Raw genomic sequence first — 18,928 nt, 5'->3', positions numbered from 1 at the left:
TCGCTTACCGGGCTTTTGGTTTGCGCTGGCGGGTTACGCCAGAACCAGGTCGCCCTGCGGATGGCACGAGCAGGCCAGCACGTAGCCTTCGGCGATTTCCGCCTCCGTCAGCGTCATGGTGCTGCTGACGGTATAGTCCCCAGACACCACCTTCGTTTTGCAGCAGCCGCACACGCCCGCGCGGCAGGCGGCGACGACCGGCACCTTGTTGCTCTCCAGCGCCTCAAGCAGCGTGGTACCCACGCGGCCAAAGAAGGTTTGCGCAGGCTGCAGCTTCGTGAACCTGATGCCGCTGGTCGCCGCTTCCGCCACCGGGGTGAAGAACTGCTCCTTATAGAAGCGCGTTACGCCCAGCGCCTTCACCTCTTTTTCCACAATGTCCATGTACGGCGCCGGGCCGCAGGTCATCACGGTGCGGGAAGCAATGTCCGGCACGCTTTGCAGCAGCTCGCGGCTTAAGCGGCCCGGCACAAAACCGTGGGTGGCATTGTTTTCCGCCACCAGCGTTACCGGGTAGTTGCGCCACTCGTCGGCAAAAATCACGTCCTGCGGTGAACGCACGCTGAAAATCACCTGCACGTCGGCCTGCGGGCGGTTTTTCGCCAGCCAGCGGCGCATTGACATAATCGGCGTCACGCCGCAGCCCGCCGCCAGCAGCAGGAACTTATCTTCCGCCTTATCGTCGCAGGTGAACTCGCCCTGCGCGTCGGAAAGCCAGATATAGTCTCCGCGCTTCACGTCGCGCGTCAGCCACTGGGAGCCTTCGCCGTCATCGATGCGGCGCACGGTGAGGGTAATGTACTCGCTCACGCCCGGCGTTGAGGAGATCGTGTAGGCGCGCAGGGTGTCCGCAGCGTTGCGCACGCTGACCAGCGCGAACTGGCCCGCGCGGTACGGATAGTAGTCATGGCACAGCAGCGAGAGCGTCCAGACGTCCGGCGTCTCCTGATGGACGTGATGAACCTGCATCCGCCACGGGCACTGTGAGGTTGGCATGGTCATTAGGGCTCCTTACGCGCTCAGCAGCTGTTTCATGTCGTCTTCCACGTTCGTTACCGAACGCAGGCCAAATTTTTCGTTCAGCACGGCCAGCAGGTCCGGCGTCAGGAAGCCCGGTGCGGTTGGGCCGGTCACGATGTTGGTCACGCCCAGAGAGAGCAGGGTCAGCAGGATGACAATGGCTTTTTGCTCGAACCAGGAGAGCACCAGCGACAGCGGCAGGTCGTTCACGCCGCAGCCCAGTTTTTCCGCCAGCGTCACCGCCAGGATAATCGCGGAGTAGGCGTCGTTACACTGTCCGGCATCCACCAGGCGCGGCAGCCCTTCAATGTCGCCGAAGTCCAGCTTGTTGAAGCGGTATTTGCCGCACGCCAGCGTCAGGATCAGGCAGTCTTCCGGCACGCGGGTGGCGAAATCGGTGAAGTAGTTACGCTCGCCGCGCGCGCCGTCGCAGCCGCCGATCAGGAAGATGTGGCGCAGCTTTTCGCGGCTCACCAGGTCAATCAGGGAGTCCGCCGCGCCCAGCAGGGTTTCGCGGCCAAAGCCGACGGTGATGAGGTGCGGAATTTCGCTGTACGGGAAGCCCGCCATCTGCTGCGCCTGGGCGATCACCGGGCCGAAATCGTCGCCTTCGAGGTGGCTCACGCCCGGCCAGCCGACGATGCTGCGCGTCCAGATGCGGTCGTCGTACGCGCCGACGGTTGGGTCGATGATGCAGTTAGAGGTCATCACGATCGGGCCCGGGAAGCGGGCGAACTCCACCTGCTGGTTCTGCCAGCCGCTGCCGTAGTTGCCGATCAGATGTTTGAATTTACGCAGCTCCGGGTAGCCGTGCGCGGGCAGCATTTCACCGTGGGTGTAGACGTTCACGCCGGTGCCTTCGGTCTGCTTCAGCAGGTTATAGAGATCCTTCAGGTCGTGACCGGAAATCAGGATGCATTTGCCTTCGGTCGCCTTCACGTTGACCTGCGTTGGCGTTGGGTGGCCGTAGGTGCTGGTTTCACCGGCGTCGAGAATGCTCATCACGCGGAAGTTCATCTGGCCGATTTCCATGGAGCACTCGAGCAGCGCGTTCATGTCGGCAGGCCACGTGCCCAGCCACGCCATGATTTTGTGATACTGCGCGTAAATATCGTTGTCGTACTGGCCGAGAACGTGCGCGTGTTCCATATAGGCCGCGGCGCCCTTCAGGCCGTACAGGCAGAGCAGGCGCAGGCCGAGAATGTTCTCGCCAATCGCCGCTTTGTCCTTATTGGGGGTAAATTCTGCCGCCTGGCGCTGCAGCTCGCCGAGGTCGTCGCTGACCAGCTGAAGCCCGGCCATCGGGTTATCCACCGCGGCGTTGGCATCCGCGCTCAGGCACTGCGCCTTCAGCGCTTCGCGCAGGGCAATCGCTTCGCGGGCGTACCCGACGATGCGCGGAGAGTCAAAGTTGACGTTGGTCAGCGTGGAGAAAAAGGCGCGCGGCGCAAAGCTGTCGACGTAGTGGTCGACAATCCCGTATTCGCGGGCTTTAAACGCCCATGCGGACAGCCCCTGCAGCGCCGCGATCAGCAGATCCTGCAGGTCTGAGGTTTCTGCGGTTTTGCCGCACATTCCCTGCGCGTAGGAGCAGCCGTTGCCTGCCGGGGTACGGATGGTTTGTTCACATTGCACACAAAACATAATCACACCTGTTAAAGTTATATTTGAGATACATGTTTAAGATTATGCCTGTGCCGGAACGGAGAAAAGGGCTTTCTGCTACAAAAGAGAGGGAGATTGATTTAGCGCAATTTTGGCGGCAGGAGCGCTACCGCCAGAGAGGTATCAGGCTGAGAAAAACGCCATCAAAATGGGGACCAGCAGGCTCAGAATAAAGCCGTGGACGATGGCGGCAGGCACCATCTCAATGCCGCCGGAGCGTTGTAAAACGGGCAGGGTGAAGTCCATCGAGGTGGCACCGCACAGGCCCAGCGCCGTGGAGCGGCTAGGGCGCACCAGGCCCGGGATCAGCATAATGGCGACCAGCTCGCGCGCCAGGTCGTTGAAGAAGGCGGCGCTGCCGATGACCGGGCCAAAAGATTCGGTGAGCAGGATCCCGGAAAGGGAGTACCAGCCGAAGCCGGACGCCATCGCAAGGCCCGTTTTGAGCGGCAGGTCGAGAATGAAGGCGTTTATTACGCCGCCAATCAGCGAGCTGGCGACCACAACCACCGCGACGATCGTGCCACGGCGGTTGAGGACAATCTGTCTTAACGTCATGCCGTTATTGCGCAGCTGGATGCCGATCAGGAACAGCAGGAAGATCAGGGTATATTCGCTGGCCTGGGTGGCGTGCTGTAAAAATGTCCATCCGGTTAGCCCGAGCAGAAAGCCGAGCACCACCACGCCGCACAGTTTTATTGACTCCAGCGCCATGGCAATGCGCGACGGAAGCTTTTCCTGATGGTGATGATTTTTCCACGGAATAGACCGTTCGAGCCAAAAAAGTGCGGCAATATTGCACAGCAAAATAACCACAACGGTAACGGCTGAATAATGAAGGATAGAAAGTAAATTGGCTGACAGGTTATCGAGGAAGGCCAGGCTTATTCCCATAAAGAAAAGAATTACGTAGACAATCCAGCTAAGAAAACGGTTTATCAGCCTTAATGCCGATTCGCGCCGCAGAGGAATAAGGTAGCCCACGATCAGGGGCAGAAGAATAATGAGGAGTCCCGAAAACATGAACAGCCGTTCCTTTTTGAGTATCTGTTAAGCGCCAGAGACACTACCCAATAAAGGCTGCCCAGTAAAGCGACAAAAAAAAAGCCGGGTGGCGGCTACGCCTGACCCGGCCTACAAAGTGCCCATTATGTAGGCCGGGTAAGCGTTAGCGCCACCCGACGTACAGGCCGCACTTAATTAGTCGCGTTTTTCCAGCAGGGTGCGGTACAGCACGCCGCCCAGAATACCGCCGACGATGGGCATCACCCAGAACAGCCACAGCTGCTGCAGCGCCCAGCCGCCCTGGAAAATGGCGACCGCGGTGCTGCGCGCCGGGTTGACGGAAGTATTGGTCACCGGGATAGCGATCAGGTGGATCAGCGTCAACGCCAGGCCAATCGCAATCGGCGCGAAGCCCGCGGGAGCGTGCCTGTCGGTTGCGCCGTGGATCACCAGCAGGAAGCCCGCGGTGAGCACGATTTCAATCACAATGGCAGACAGCATGGAGTACCCGCCCGGTGAGTGCTCGCCGTAGCCGTTGGAGGCAAAGCCGCTGGCGGCAGCGTCAAAGCCTGCTTTACCGCTGGCAATAACGTACAGCACCGCTGCGGCAATAATGCCGCCAATTACCTGGGCAATAATATAGCCAATCACCTCTTTTGCCGGAAAACGACCGCCGGCCCACAGACCTAAAGTCACCGCCGGGTTGAAATGACCGCCGGAAATATGCCCCACGGCAAATGCCATGGTTAATACCGTCAGGCCAAAGGCCAGCGCGACGCCAACAAATCCAATACCTAATTCCGGAAATGCCGCCGCGAGAACCGCGCTACCGCAACCACCAAACACCAGCCAGAATGTACCAAAACATTCTGCCGCTAATTTTCTAAACATAACCACCTCAAAAATAAACTTCCGCACGCGTTAAAGCGCACGGCCTATATCGTCATAAAGGGATGACGACTCAAAGAGCCAATATTTTAGAAACCATTAACATCCCTTCGCCAGTTAAATAAATTCAATAAATTTGATTTTAGGCAATGTGATGTCGTTCGTTGTTCGAACGGGCGGTAAAAAAAGCATAGACCAATTTCGGAGCGGTAGTATCTTGCTCCGTTAGCATTATTTCAAACGAAACCGTGTAGGGAGAATCTGAATTTTATCGCCCCGCGTTAAATAATCGGCGCGTGCGGGGATGTCCTGCCGGGCGCGGTGCCGCTATACTGCTGATAACTTGAAGGAAAAAGTGTTCATTTTGCGGGGGATTTATGCTTCTCGAACGTGTTGAGATTGTCGGGTTTCGCGGTATAAACCGCCTGTCGCTGCAACTTGAGCAAAATAATGTCCTGATAGGGGAGAATGCCTGGGGCAAGTCGAGCCTGCTGGACGCGCTAACCCTGCTCCTGTCGCCGGAGGATGACCTTTACCACTTCGCGCATGACGACTTCTGGTTTCCGCCGGGGGACGTCGCCGGGCGCGAAAAGCACCTGCACATTATTCTGACCTTCCGGGAGTCCGAGCCTGGCCGCCATCGCGTTCGCCGCTTTCGCCCGATGTCCCCGTGCTGGGTGCCGTGCGACGACGGCTATCATCGTATTTTCTACCGCCTGGAAGGCGAGATGGCGGAAAACGACAGCGTTCTCACCCTGCGCGAGTTTCTCGACGAGAAGGGCAACCCGATTGCGCTGGAGAGCATTGACGAACTTGCCCGTCACCTGATCCGGCTGATGCCGGTCCTGCGCCTGCGCGACGCGCGCTTTATGCGCCGCATCCGCAACGGCACCGTACCGAATATGCCGGACGTGGAGGTGACCGCCCGCGAGCTTGATTTTCTGGCGCGCGAGCTGGTTTCCCGGCCGCAGAACCTCAGCGACGGGCAGATCCGCCAGGGGCTTTCCGCCATGGTGCAGCTGCTGGAGCACTACTTCTCCGAACAGGGCACGTCGCAGTCCCGCCACCGCCTGATGCGCCGCCGCTCGCACGACGAGCAGCGCAGCTGGCGCTATCTCGACATTATTAACCGCATGATTGACCGCCCCGGCGGCCGCACGCACCGGGTGATCCTGCTGGGCCTGTTCTCCACGCTGCTGCAGGCCAAGGGCACCGTCCGCCTCGACCCCGACGCGCGGCCGCTGCTGCTGGTGGAAGACCCCGAAACGCGCCTGCATCCGATCATGCTCTCCGTCGCCTGGCATCTGCTCAACCTGCTGCCGCTGCAGCGCATCACCACCACCAACTCCGGCGAGCTGCTCTCGCTGACGCCGGTGGAGTACGTTTGCCGTCTGGTGCGCGAGTCCTCGCGCGTGTCGGCCTACCGCCTGGGGCCGGGCGGGCTAAGCGCCGAAGACGGGCGGCGCATCGCGTTTCACATTCGCTTCAATCGCGCCTCGTCGCTGTTTGCGCGCTGCTGGCTGCTGGTGGAGGGCGAAACGGAAACCTGGGTCATCAACGAGCTGGCGCGCCAGTGCGGCCACCATTTTGACGCGGAAGGGATTAAGGTGATCGAATTTGCCCAGTCGGGGCTCAAGCCGCTGATCAAGTTTGCCCGTCGGATGGGCATCGAGTGGCACGTGCTGGTGGATGGCGACGAGGCGGGCAAGAAGTACGCCTCCACCGTGCGCAGCCTGCTGAGCAACGACCGGGATGAAGAGCGCGATCATTTGACCGTGCTGCCCGCCATGGACATGGAGCACTTTATGTATCGCCAGGGGTTTGACGACGTGTTCCACCGCATCGCGATGGTGCCGGTCGACGTGCCGATGAACATCCGCCGGGTGATTGCCAAGGCGATCCACCGTTCGTCGAAGCCGGACCTGGCGATCGAAGTCGCGGCAGAGGCGGGCAGGCGCGGCGTGGAGTCCGTTCCGACGCTGCTGCGCAAGATGTTCTCCCGCGTGCTCTGGCTGGCGCGCGGACGGGCCGACTAGCGCTCGCTTTGTCTGCAACCCGCGCTTCAGATAGAATCAACGTCGATGATAGCCAGAACAATTATTTGGAATATTTATGAACCTTAAGGGAAAACGCGGGAAGCTCTTCCTGCTGCTGGCAGTGGTGGTTTTGATTGGCGGGTATTGGCTATGGCAGGTGCTGAACGCGCCCGTGCCCCAGTACCAGACGCTGATTGTTCGCCCCGGCGAGCTGCAGCAAAACGTGCTGGCGACGGGCAAGCTCGACGCGCTGCGCAAGGTTGACGTGGGCGCGCAGGTGAGCGGCCAGCTGAAAACGCTGTCGGTTGAGATTGGCGACAAGGTGGATAAAGGCCAGCTGCTCGGCGTGATCGACCCCGAGCAGGCCGAAAACCAGATCCGCGAAGTGGAAGCGACGCTGATGGAGCTGCGCGCGCAGCGCAGCCAGGCGCAGGCGGAGAGCCGCCTTGCGCAGGTGACGCTGAGCCGCCAGCAGGCGCTGGCAAAAACGCAGGCCATTTCCCGTCAGGATCTGGACACCGCCGCGACGGAAGTTGCGGTCAAGCAGGCGCAGATTGGCACCATCGATGCACAAATCAAGCGCAATCAGGCCTCGCTGGATACGGCGAAAACCAACCTCGACTACACCAAAATCGTTGCGCCAATGGCGGGAGAAGTAACCCAAATCACCACCCTCCAGGGGCAAACGGTGATTGCGGCGCAGCAGGCGCCGAACATCCTGACCCTCGCCGACATGAGCACCATGCTGGTCAAGGCGCAGGTGTCCGAGGCCGACGTTATTCACCTCAAGCCGGGGCAAAAGGCCTGGTTCACGGTGCTCGGCGATCCGCAAACCCGCTACGAGGGCGTGCTTAAGGATATCCTGCCGACGCCGGAGAAGGTCAATGACGCCATCTTCTATTACGCTCGCTTTGAGGTTCCGAACCCGAAAGGCGTGCTGCGTCTGGACATGACCGCCCAGGTCCACATCCAGCTGACCGGCGTGAAAAACGTCCTGACCATCCCGCTCTCCGCGCTGGGCGAATCCGCCGGCGACAGCCGCTATAAGGTCAAAGTGCTGCGCAACGGCGAAACCCGCGAGCGCGAGGTGACCATTGGCGAGCGCAACGACACCGACGTGGTGGTGGTGAAAGGGCTGGAAGAGGGCGAAGAGGTCGTCACCAGCGAAAGCCTGCCCGGAGCGGCTAAATGACGGCGCTGCTTGAGCTAAACGACATTCGCCGCAGCTATCCTTCCGGCGACGGGCCGGTGGAGGTTCTGAAGGGGATCTCCCTGCGCGTGGAGGCCGGTGAAATGGTGGCGATTGTCGGGGCGTCCGGCTCCGGTAAATCGACGCTGATGAATATCCTCGGCTGCCTGGATAAACCGACCAGCGGCACCTACCGCGTGGCGGGGACGGACGTCTCTACGCTGGACGGCGACGCGCTGGCGAAGCTGCGCCGCGAGCACTTCGGGTTTATCTTTCAGCGCTACCATCTGCTTTCGCACCTGAGCGCGGCGCAGAACGTTGAGGTCCCGGCGGTGTACGCGGGCGTGGAGCGCAAAAAGCGCCTCGAGCGCGCGAAGGCGCTGCTGACGCGCCTTGGTCTGGCCGAGCGCGTAGAATATCAGCCGTCGCAGCTTTCCGGCGGCCAGCAGCAGCGCGTGAGTATCGCCCGCGCGCTGATGAACGGCGGGCAGGTGATCCTCGCCGATGAACCGACCGGGGCGCTCGACAGCCATTCGGGTGAAGAGGTGATGGCGATCCTCCACCAGCTGCGCGATCAGGGGCATACGGTCATTATCGTGACCCACGATCCGCAGGTAGCGGCGCAGGCGGAGCGCATCATCGAGATCCACGACGGCGAGCTGGTCAGCAACCCGCCGCCGCGCGCGTCCCGGGCGGCGGCACCGAAAGAGCCGCTGCCGGTGTCCACCGGCTGGAGCCAGTTCTCCAGCGGTTTTCGCGAGGCGCTCACCATGGCCTGGCTGGCGATGGCGGCCAACAAGATGCGCACGCTGCTGACCATGCTTGGCATCATCATCGGCATCGCCTCGGTGGTGTCGATTGTTGTGGTCGGCGACGCGGCAAAACAGCTGGTGCTGGCGGATATTCGCGCCATCGGCACCAACACGATTGACGTCTACCCCGGTAAAGACTTCGGGGACGACGAACCGCAGTACCAGCAGGCCCTGAAATATGACGACCTGGCGGCCATTCAGCGGCAGCCGTGGGTCAACTCGGCCACGCCCGCGGTGTCGCAAAACCTGCGCCTGCGCTACGGCAACATCGACGTGGCGGCAAGCGCGAACGGCGTCAGCGGGGACTATTTCAACGTTTACGGCATGACATTCAGCCAGGGCGCGACCTTCAACGCCGAGCAGCTGGCGGGCAGGGCGCAGGTGGTTGTGCTGGACGATAACTCGCGCAGGCAGCTTTTCCCGAACAAAACCAACGTGGTGGGGGAAGTGATTCTGGTCGGGAACATGCCTGCGACGGTCATCGGCGTGGCGGAAGAGAAGCAGTCGATGTTTGGCAGCAGCAAAATTCTGCGCGTCTGGCTGCCGTATTCCACCATCTCGGGGCGCATTATGGGGCAGTCGTGGCTGAACTCGATCACCGTTCGCGTGAAGGAAGGCTACGACAGCACGCTCGCCGAGCAGCAGCTTGAGCGCCTGCTGACGCTGCGCCACGGGAAGAAGGATTTCTTCACCTGGAACATGGACGGCCTCTTGAAAACGGCGGAAAAGACCACACGTACTCTACAGCTGTTCCTGACGCTGGTGGCGGTGATTTCGCTGGTCGTTGGCGGCATCGGGGTGATGAATATCATGCTGGTGTCGGTGACGGAGCGCACGCGGGAAATCGGCATCCGCATGGCGGTAGGTGCCCGCGCCAGCGACGTGCTGCAGCAGTTTTTGATTGAGGCGGTGCTGGTGTGCCTGGTGGGCGGCGCGATGGGCATTGCGCTGTCGATGATGATTGCCTTCGCGCTTCAGCTCTTTTTACCGGGTTGGGAGATTGGCTTCTCGCCGGTGGCGATCCTCACCGCCTTTTTGTGTTCGACCTTTACCGGCATTTTGTTTGGCTGGCTCCCGGCACGCAACGCCGCGCGGCTTGATCCGGTAGACGCGCTGGCGCGGGAATAACCCGAAAATAAAAATGCCAGCCGATCGGGCTGGCATTTTGCCTGCGGGGTGTACACAATTAAACAGAGCGCTACGCGACCGTTGCGACCGCTTCTGCTTCAATAATGGGGACGATAAGACTGGCGTGATTGCCCTTTGGCCCCTGGTGTACGTCGAACTGTACGGACTGCCCGGCTTTGAGCGTCCTGTAACCATCCATCTGAATGGTGGAATAGTGAGCGAAGATATCCTCGCCGCCGCCTTCAGGGCAGATGAACCCAAACCCTTTGGCGTTGTTGAACCACTTAACAGTACCCATTTCCATGCTTCGACTTCCTTCGTAAATCTTATAAATTAAGATGGAATGAACCGGTGGTGGAGTGGAGGCTGTACAAAACCTCGCCAACTCACGATTGTACAATTTAGATAAACGAAAGAAGCCGTCAAGCGTTTGGCGCTGGAGTTGGGACAATAATCAACCAAAATTTGAAGCAGTTAACGCTATTGCAACAGTTTGTGACAGACATCGCGGATGACAGTAATAGATGATTGTTATCTAACATCTGAGGTAGATTCAAGAAGATGATGCATCATGGGTAAGACCAACGACTGGCTGGATTTTGACCAGCTGGCGGAAGACAAAGTGCGCGACGCGCTAAAACCGCCATCTATGTATAAAGTTATGTTAATGAACGATGACTACACGCCAATGGAATTTGTTATTGACGTGCTACAAAAGTTCTTTTCTTATGATGTAGAACGTGCAACGCAACTGATGCTTACCGTTCATTATCGAGGCAAAGCCATCTGCGGCATATTTACGGCAGAAGTGGCGGAAACCAAAGTAGCGATGGTGAACGATTATGCGAGGGAGAACGAGCATCCGTTGCTGTGTACGCTGGAAAAGGCCTGATAAGGCATAAAATTGGGGGAGGTGCCTATGCTCAATCAAGAACTGGAACTCAGTTTAAACATGGCTTTCGCCAGAGCGCGTGAGCACCGACATGAGTTTATGACCGTCGAGCATTTACTGCTCGCACTGCTTAGCAACCCGTCCGCCCGCGAAGCGCTGGAAGCCTGCTCCGTGGACCTGGTCGCGCTACGTCAGGAACTCGAAGCCTTCATCGAACAAACCACACCGGTGCTGCCTGCCAGTGAAGAAGAGCGCGACACCCAGCCGACGCTCAGCTTCCAGCGCGTGCTGCAGCGCGCGGTATTCCACGTCCAGTCTTCCGGGCGTAGCGAAGTGACCGGCGCGAACGTGCTGGTGGCGATCTTCAGCGAGCAGGAGTCCCAGGCGGCCTACCTGCTGCGCAAGCACGAAGTCAGCCGACTCGACGTGGTGAACTTTATTTCTCACGGAACGCGGAAAGACGAGCCGAACCAGGCCTCGGATTCCAGCAGTCAGATCAACAACAGCGAAGAGCAGGCAGGCGGGGAGGATCGTATGGAAAACTTCACCACCAATCTTAACCAGCTTGCTCGCGTAGGCGGTATCGACCCGCTGATCGGCCGCGATAAAGAGCTGGAGCGTGCGATCCAGGTACTCTGCCGCCGCCGTAAGAACAACCCGCTGCTGGTGGGGGAATCCGGCGTGGGTAAAACCGCGATTGCGGAAGGGCTGGCCTGGCGCATCGTGCAGGGCGACGTGCCGGAAGTGATTGCCGACTGCACCATCTACTCGCTGGACATCGGCTCGCTGCTGGCGGGCACCAAATACCGCGGCGATTTTGAAAAACGCTTCAAGGCATTGCTGAAACAGCTGGAGCAGGACACCAACAGCATTCTGTTTATCGATGAGATCCACACCATCATCGGTGCGGGCGCGGCGTCCGGCGGCCAGGTGGATGCCGCTAACCTGATCAAACCGCTGCTCTCCAGCGGCAAGATCCGCGTGATGGGCTCCACGACCTACCAGGAGTTCAGCAACATTTTTGAGAAAGACCGCGCGCTGGCGCGTCGCTTCCAGAAAATCGACGTCACCGAGCCGTCGGTTGACGAAACGGTGCAGATCATCAACGGCCTGAAAACCAAGTACGAAGCGCACCACGACGTGCGTTATACCGCGAAAGCGGTGCGTGCGGCGGTGGAGCTGGCGGTGAAATACATCAACGACCGTCACCTGCCGGATAAGGCCATTGACGTCATCGATGAAGCGGGGGCGCGTGCGCGCCTGATGCCGGCCAGCAAGCGTAAGAAAACGGTTAACGTGGCGGATATCGAGTCCGTGGTGGCCCGCATCGCGCGCATTCCTGAGAAGAGCGTTTCTCAGAGCGACCGCGACACGCTGCGCACCCTCGGCAATCGCCTGAAGATGCTGGTGTTTGGTCAGGATAAGGCCATTGAGGCCTTAACCGAAGCGATCAAGATGGCGCGCGCCGGGCTGGGGCATGACCACAAGCCTGTCGGTTCCTTCCTGTTCGCGGGCCCAACCGGCGTCGGGAAAACCGAGGTCACGGTGCAGCTCTCTAAAGCGCTGGGCATTGAGCTGCTGCGCTTTGATATGTCCGAGTACATGGAGCGCCACACCGTCAGCCGCCTGATTGGTGCGCCTCCGGGCTACGTGGGCTTTGACCAGGGCGGCCTGCTCACCGACGCGGTGATCAAGCATCCGCACGCGGTTCTGCTGCTCGATGAAATCGAGAAGGCGCACCCGGACGTGTTCAATATCCTGCTGCAGGTGATGGACAACGGGACGCTGACCGACAACAACGGGCGCAAGGCGGACTTCCGCAACGTGGTGCTGGTGATGACCACCAACGCCGGGGTGCGTGAAACCGAGCGTAAATCCATCGGCCTGATCCACCAGGATAACAGCACCGATGCGATGGAGGAGATCAAGAAGATCTTCACGCCGGAGTTCCGCAACCGTCTGGACAACATTATCTGGTTCGATCACCTGTCTACCGAGGTGATCCATCAGGTGGTGGACAAGTTCATCGTCGAGCTGCAGGTTCAGCTGGATCAGAAAGGCGTGTCGCTGGAAGTCAGCCAGGAGGCCCGCAACTGGCTGGCCGAGAAAGGCTACGACCGTGCGATGGGCGCCCGTCCGATGGCGCGCGTGATTCAGGACAACCTGAAGAAACCGCTGGCGAACGAGCTGCTGTTTGGCTCGCTGGTGGACGGCGGCCAGGTGACCGTGGCGCTGGACCAGGCGAAGAACGAGCTGACGTACGACTTCCAGAGTGCGGCGAAGCACAAGCCGGAAGCGGCGCATTAAGTTGTTTTAGTTCAAAAGCCGGGTTTTTAACCCGGCTTTTTTATGCCCGCTATTCTTCCTCTTCCCGTGGGCTGAGGGTTCCCTACAAATAACAGCCTGGCACAGAATACTCCCTCTCCATTCAGGGAGAGGGTTGGGGTGAGGGCATCAGCTCGCAGGGGAATTTTGCGAGGCGCTTTCCAGTTTCTTTCGAAGTCGGTTGCTGGATAAATTCACAGTAATAAAATGGCGGCGCACCTGCAAAATCAGGTGTCGGGATTGGCGTCCTGCAAGTGTGTGCACAGACAATCTTACGTGCATAAAGGATCACATATGACTGCTACTAATAGCTTCGCGCAACTGTACACCGAACTCTCCCTCAAACCCGATCTCCCCGTTCTTGTCGAGCGCTGTAAGCTGCTGGTCGAAATTCTGCTGGACTGCAATTCTCTGCCGCAAACGCAACCCGTATGCCGCTGCCTCGGTGCCTATCTGGATGAAGTTAAGCAAGGGCTTGACGAATCGATGAGCGATTTTCGCGTCGTGGAATTTGAAGACGAGCAGCCGCAGCAAAAGGCGTGGCTGCTGGAGGAAACCGAAGCTAAGTGCGATTACTGCCGCGCGCTCAACCACGTCCTGCTGATCTCGCATTTTGACCGCGACATGCTCCCGCATCTGACGGGCCTGCTGCATGACATTACGCACTCGATGGCCGATGACATGGTTGTGCCTCGCAGCCAAAGCACGGTTGTACATCTTATTCCCTGACGTGACGCAGTTCGTCAGTACGCAAACTGACGCTTAATCGCAGAACCCTTTCTTCGGATGCCTATGCAACGCATTGATTTATCGATGATGAAAATGATGGCTGGAAAAAAGGGTTCAGACTAAGAAAGTTGATTTTTTCTTTTGGAACAATAGGGTATTGTTGTTTTGTTTCAGTTCACTGCCGTACAGGCAGCTTAGAAAATCCTGATGTGGTCGTCGCCGCCCGTTTCCGGGTTCACTGCCGTACAGGCAGCTTAGAAAGTTTGATTCACTGCCGACGCATTATTCTGGAAGTTCACTGCCGTACAGGCAGCTTAGAAAATGTGCAGGACGGAGCGAACATAATCGCCCGTGTTCACTGCCGTACAGGCAGCTTAGAAAATCACGGGCGCATCGCCGAATCAAACCCTAAATGTTCACTGCCGTACAGGCAGCTTAGAAACAATAGCTAAGCGCCCCTGCCGTGGCGCTATTGTTCACTGCCGTACATGCAGCTTAGAAAGCCACCGTAGCGCCGCCCACCCGCCAGGGAGAGTTCACTGCCGTACAGGCAGCTTAGAAAGATTGCGTGAGAATATGAGGGACAGACAAAATGTTCACTGCCGTATAGGCAGCTCAGAAACGTCGTCGGCCCACTCAAGGTCACGCGCACCACGTTCAATGCCGTACCCTATGTATATTTATTTACGGCTCACCTACTAAAAAAGAGAATTAAAGCTTCTGATAATATAATCCCGCATATTAAGTAACGTAGTAATAGGAAATGAAGAAAAACTTACCAGAATATATTATCTATCGATGTGGATATATATTTCATTAAATTGAAATGTGCATGGCTCGCCTGAATAATATTCTTGCGAGCAATATTTATTGATAATAATTGGTAATAAAATTAAACAGTTAATGTGTGTTTGATGTCTCGCAATAGCTTTTTGTTTGAATTGGATCACATTCCCTTCATACAAATCATCGATACCATAATCATCATCGATACGTTAACTGATATATTCTATGTCCCAACCAACTATTACGCCTTCAGACCTTAAAACGATTCTTCATTCTAAGCGCGCGAATATCTATTACCTGGAAAAATGCCGTATCCAGGTTAACGGCGGTCGGGTGGAATATGTCACTCAGGAAGGTAAAGAATCATTTTACTGGAATATCCCGATTGCAAATACCACCGCCGTGATGCTGGGAATGGGGACGTCCGTGACCCAAATGGCAATGCGGGAATTTGCGCGCGCGGGGGTGATGGTCGGTTTTTGCGGCACGGACGGCACGCCGCTTTATTCGGCTAATGAAGTGGATATTGACGTCTCCTGGCTATGCCCGCAAAGCGAATATCGGCCCACGGCCTATCTTCAGAACTGGGTCTCATTTTGGTTCGATGAGGAAAAACGGCTGCAGGCGGCAAAGCAGTTTCAAATGGTTCGGCTTCAGCAAATAGAGAAACACTGGCTGGGGGCGAAAATGCAGCGCGAGCCGGGGTTTCATCCGGATAAAACCCGGCTACGTGAGTCTCTGACACTCGCGCGGGAAAGCATGTCTGACGCTGCTGGCCATACCTCGCTGATGCTCAAAGAAGCGCTTCTCACCAAATCCCTTTATAAGCAGGCCAGCCTGGCGGTCGGCTACGGCGACTTTAGCCGTGCCAAACGCGGCGGCGGCGTCGACATGGCTAACCGCTTTCTCGATCAGGGCAACTATCTGGCCTACGGGCTGGCGGCGGTGGCCGCGTGGGTGACGGGGATCCCGCACGGCCTGGCGGTGATGCACGGCAAAACCCGGCGGGGCGGGCTGGTCTTCGATCTTGCCGATCTGGTCAAAGATGCGCTGGTCATGCCGCAGGCGTTTATCGTCGCAATGGCGGGGGAAGATAGCCAGCAGTTCCGCCAGCGCTGCATCAATGCCTTTCAACAGGCCGACGCGCTGGACGTGATGATCGCCGCCCTCCAGGAAACAGCCAGCACGCTCGCGGGCGTCGCGGAATGAATATCCTGATTATCTCCCGCTGCACGAAACGTGCCCGCGAAATCAGCTGCCAGATTATTGACCAGTTTGCCGAGCGCACCGGCGATGCGGCCTGGCAAACCGCAATTACTCTTGATGGCGTCAATACGCTGCGGAAATTACTGCGTAAACACGCGCGGCGTAATACCGCGGTGGCGTGCCACTGGATTAAAAAAAGCGGCGAGACGGAGCTGCTGTGGATCGTAGGCAACCTGCGTCGCTTTAATGCCCAGGGGCGCGTGCCGACAAACCGCACGACGGCAAACGTGTTGAAAAACGAGGCCGAACACCGCTGGCACGGCGCGGAAAGCATCGCGCTGCTGGCCGCCATCGCCGGGCTGTTTCACGATTTCGGCAAAGCGGGGAAGTGCTTCCAGCAAACCTTGATGAAGCAAAGTAAACACAATTACCAGCCTTACCGGCATGAATGGATCTCCGCCCGGCTGTTTCAGGGATTTGCTGCAGGGCAGACCGACGAGCAGTGGCTCGCCTCTTTAGAGCGCCTGTCCCTCGCCGATGAAGAGCGAATGCTGAAAGCAATGCTCAAAGAGCCGCAGCTTATAGACGGCAGCCCGCTAAAGGGATTGCCGCCGCTGGCGAGAACGGTGGCATGGCTGATCGTGTCCCATCATCGGCTGCCGCAGTCTCTGCAGTCGAGACCCAGCCTCGAGTACTGTGACGGCTGGCTTGACCGTCAGCTGAACGTCCACTGGAACGCGCTCAATCATCAGAATAATGAAAAGCACCCGTGGAAGGCAGCAGAGCTAAAAAGCGTCTGGACGTTCCCCTGCGGCACGCCGCTGCGAAGCGCGACCTGGCGTGAAAAGGCCCGACAGATTGGCAAACGCGCCCGCAACGCCGCGTCGTTACGCCACTACGGCACGCTGGACAACCTGTTTACCGCGCACCTGGCCCGGCTTTCTCTGATGCTGGCCGATCATTTTTACTCTTCTCAACCCCCGCGCGTCGAGTGGCAGCAAGAGGACCTCGGCGTATGGGCCAACAGCTACCGCGCGACCGCTCAGCTAAAACAAAAGCTGGATGAACACAGCGTCGGCGTAGCGCACCACGCCCTGCTGCTGGGGCGCTCGCTGCCCTGGCTGCGGCGCTCGTTGCCCGCGATTGCGCGGCATAAAACCTTTCGCGAACGGGCAAAGGGCGAACGGTTTCAGTGGCAGAACAAGGCCTGGGACGTAGCGTCTGCCCTGCGCGAGCGGAGCGCCGGGCAGGGATTTTTTGGTATCAACATGGCGTCTACCGGCTGCGGCAAAACCTTCGCCAACGCCCGCATTATGTATGCCCTGGCGGATGAGCGTGAAGGCTGCCGCTTCAGCGTCGCGCTCGGCCTGCGCACCCTGACGCTGCAAACCGGCCAGGCGCTGCGCGAACGGCTGGGGCTGGATGAGGACACGCTTGCCGTGGTCACCGGCTCAGCCGCCGTGCGCGAGCTGTACGCAAAAGGGCAGGATCGACACGATAACAACAGCGCCAGCGACGAGGCGTTTTTCGCCAGCCATCAGTACGTTCACTATGAGGGCAGCGTGAGTCATGGCATCGCACAGCAGTGGCTCTCTTCCGAGCCCGCGCTTAACCGGCTGGTGAGCGCGCCGGTGCTGGTGACGACCGTCGACCATTTGATGCCCGCCACCGAGGGCATTCGCGGCGGCAGGCAGATCCCCGCCATGCTGCGCCTGATGACCAGCGACCTGGTGCTGGACGAGCCGGATGATTTTGATATTGACGATCTGCACGCGCTGTCCCGGCTGGTGAACTGGGCGGGAATGCTTGGCTCACGCGTGCTGCTCTCTTCGGCAACGCTGCCGCCCGCGCTGACGCAGGCCCTGTTCGAGGCGTATCGGGCGGGGAGAGAAGCGTATCAGCAGGCCTGCGGCGAGCCGAACAGACCCGTCAATATTTGCTGCGCCTGGTTTGATGAATACGGCGCGCGGTCCGAGGACGTTGCCGAAGGCGGGGCGTTCCGTCTGGCGCACGCGCAGTTTGTGGCCCGGCGGCTAAAACAGCTCCCTCAGCAGCCCGTTCTGCGCAGGGGAAAGCTTGCCCGCGTCGAACCTCAATCGACCGACGCGCAGGCGGTGATTACCGCAGTCGCGAAAACGCTGTATCAGCAGATGCCAGAGCTTCACCGCGATCATCACAGCGCACACGCAAGCGGCAAAACGGTTTCGTTTGGCCTGATACGGCTGGCAAACATCAACCCGCTGGTCGCCGTGGCGCAGGCGCTGATGGCAATGCCCGCGCCGGAAAATACCTGCATTCACTACTGCGTCTATTACGGGCGGCATCCGCTGGCGGTGCGTTCGCATATTGAAGCGCGTCTCGACGGCGCCTTTACGCGCCACGATCCGGACGGCATCTGGCAGCTCCCGGAGGTGAAACAGGCGCTGAAATCTTCCTTTCAACACCATTTGTTTGTGGTGCTTGGCACGTCCGTTTTAGAGGTGGGCCGCGATTTTTGCGCCGACTGGGGGATTATCGAACCCAGCTCCATGCGCTCGCTGATCCAGTTCGCCGGGCGCATTCAGCGACATCGCCAGATCGTGCCGAAGGCTGAAAACCTGGTGATTTTGAACCGCAATATTAAGGCGCTGCGCGGGGAGCGCGTTGCGTACTGCAGGCCGGGTTTCGAGACGGAAAAGCTCGCGTTTAGCGATCATGATTTGCAGACGCTGCTGCCCGCGTCGGCATACCGCGCCATTAACGCCGCGCCGCGGATTGCCGACGCAACAGCGGATAACGCCTTTGCCGCACAGGAACACGCCCGGCTGCGCGCCGCGCTGCTGGAAGCCGCTGACCGCAACGAAGCCATTGCCGCCCACTGGTGGACGCTGCCGATCGCCTGGTACGGCGAGCTGCAAAGGCGCACGCCGTTTCGCCAGTCCGCACCGCAGGAGTCGTTTTTTCTGAGTATGAAAGAGGATGACGACGAGCCGGCGTTTTGTCTGATGCAGGACAACGGCGTTCTGAAAGAGGCGGGGCGGTTTGTACGCCACGAGATAACCCTGGCCGACGGCGTGGAGCCGTGGTTTGTCGTGGACTATCAAAAGATTTTGCTGGGGCTGGCCGATGTAAAGCAGATGGAGCTGAAAGACGTCTCAAGGCGATATGGGGAAGTGACGGTCAGGGCGGGGGAGGAAGATGCAATAGCGCAGTGGCGATATCACCCGATTTTGGGTGTTTTCAGGGATTATCACTAAATTTCAGGAGC

At 58.7% G+C, this 18,928-nt stretch carries 13 protein-coding genes and 1 CRISPR repeat array; of the genes, 8 read left to right on the top strand and 5 right to left on the bottom strand.

Translation table 11 applies throughout. The features are described from left to right. Positions 1–33: 33 nt before the first annotated feature. From hcr to aqpZ, 4 genes are all read right to left on the bottom strand, one after another. Positions 34–1,002 carry an NADH oxidoreductase gene (hcr, locus tag AB8804_RS05270; RefSeq protein ID WP_371183865.1) on the bottom strand — a complete coding sequence of 323 codons (969 nt, stop codon included), beginning with the start codon at positions 1,000–1,002 and terminating at the stop codon, positions 34–36. A gap of 9 nt (positions 1,003–1,011) precedes the next feature. Next, entirely contained in the window at positions 1,012–2,664 is a 1,653-nt protein-coding gene (hcp, locus tag AB8804_RS05265; protein ID WP_371183863.1) for a hydroxylamine reductase, read from the bottom strand. A gap of 144 nt (positions 2,665–2,808) precedes the next feature. Next, positions 2,809–3,708, bottom strand: coding sequence for a lysine exporter LysO family protein (locus AB8804_RS05260; RefSeq protein ID WP_371183861.1), 900 nt, complete (start codon positions 3,706–3,708; stop codon positions 2,809–2,811). A gap of 177 nt (positions 3,709–3,885) precedes the next feature. Next, positions 3,886–4,581, bottom strand: a complete 696-nt coding sequence (gene aqpZ / locus AB8804_RS05255; RefSeq protein ID WP_371183859.1) for an aquaporin Z — start codon at positions 4,579–4,581, stop codon at positions 3,886–3,888. A 374-nt stretch (positions 4,582–4,955) separates the two neighbouring features. On the opposite strand from aqpZ, the gene AB8804_RS05250 reads away from it, so the two are divergent. The 3 genes from AB8804_RS05250 to macB all read left to right on the top strand — a co-directional run bounded on the left by AB8804_RS05250 (position 4,956) and on the right by macB (position 9,743). Continuing rightward, on the top strand, positions 4,956–6,614 hold the full coding sequence (locus AB8804_RS05250) for an ATP-dependent endonuclease (RefSeq protein ID WP_371183857.1): 1,659 nt from the start codon (positions 4,956–4,958) through the stop codon (positions 6,612–6,614). Positions 6,615–6,690: 76 nt separating this feature from the next. Next, positions 6,691–7,806 (top strand): macrolide transporter subunit MacA, encoded by a 1,116-nt coding sequence (macA, locus tag AB8804_RS05245; RefSeq protein WP_371183854.1) that lies wholly within the window; start codon positions 6,691–6,693, stop codon positions 7,804–7,806. Beyond that, positions 7,803–9,743, top strand: coding sequence for a macrolide ABC transporter ATP-binding protein/permease MacB (gene macB / locus AB8804_RS05240; RefSeq protein WP_371183852.1), 1,941 nt, complete (start codon positions 7,803–7,805; stop codon positions 9,741–9,743). Before macA ends, macB begins: the two co-directional genes overlap by 4 nt. 70 nt (positions 9,744–9,813) lie before the next feature. Here macB and cspD read toward each other — a convergent pair whose 3' ends face one another. Beyond that, on the bottom strand, positions 9,814–10,047 hold the full coding sequence (cspD, locus tag AB8804_RS05235; protein ID WP_371183849.1) for a cold shock-like protein CspD: 234 nt from the start codon (positions 10,045–10,047) through the stop codon (positions 9,814–9,816). A gap of 267 nt (positions 10,048–10,314) precedes the next feature. On the opposite strand from cspD, the gene clpS reads away from it, so the two are divergent. The 5 genes from clpS (at position 10,315) to cas3f (ending at position 18,917) form a co-directional block, all read left to right on the top strand. Beyond that, a complete protein-coding gene (clpS, locus tag AB8804_RS05230; protein ID WP_006174393.1) occupies positions 10,315–10,635 on the top strand; it encodes an ATP-dependent Clp protease adapter ClpS in 321 nt (106 codons plus the stop codon). Between the two features lie 27 nt (positions 10,636–10,662). Continuing rightward, complete coding sequence (gene clpA, locus AB8804_RS05225; protein WP_371183844.1) at positions 10,663–12,942, top strand: ATP-dependent Clp protease ATP-binding subunit ClpA; 2,280 nt, start codon at positions 10,663–10,665, stop codon at positions 12,940–12,942. 312 nt (positions 12,943–13,254) lie between these two features. Further along, complete coding sequence (locus AB8804_RS05220) at positions 13,255–13,689, top strand: hypothetical protein (RefSeq protein WP_371183842.1); 435 nt, start codon at positions 13,255–13,257, stop codon at positions 13,687–13,689. Between the two features lie 173 nt (positions 13,690–13,862). Then, positions 13,863–14,311: a CRISPR direct-repeat array (repeat unit 28 nt; unit sequence GTTCACTGCCGTACAGGCAGCTTAGAAA). Between the two features lie 389 nt (positions 14,312–14,700). Next, on the top strand, positions 14,701–15,684 hold the full coding sequence (gene cas1f / locus AB8804_RS05215) for a type I-F CRISPR-associated endonuclease Cas1f (protein ID WP_371183840.1): 984 nt from the start codon (positions 14,701–14,703) through the stop codon (positions 15,682–15,684). Next, the gene (gene cas3f / locus AB8804_RS05210) at positions 15,681–18,917 is read left to right on the top strand and encodes a type I-F CRISPR-associated helicase Cas3f (protein WP_371183838.1); all 3,237 of its coding nucleotides are present in this window, start codon (positions 15,681–15,683) and stop codon (positions 18,915–18,917) included. Before cas1f ends, cas3f begins: the two co-directional genes overlap by 4 nt. Positions 18,918–18,928: the final 11 nt, after the last annotated feature.

The organism is Enterobacter sp. KBR-315C3_2022 (assembly GCF_041399425.1).
GTDB lineage: Bacteria > Pseudomonadota > Gammaproteobacteria > Enterobacterales > Enterobacteriaceae > Enterobacter.
Note: the sequence above shows the minus strand (reverse complement) of the source record. Positions and strands in the feature narration are given on the sequence as shown.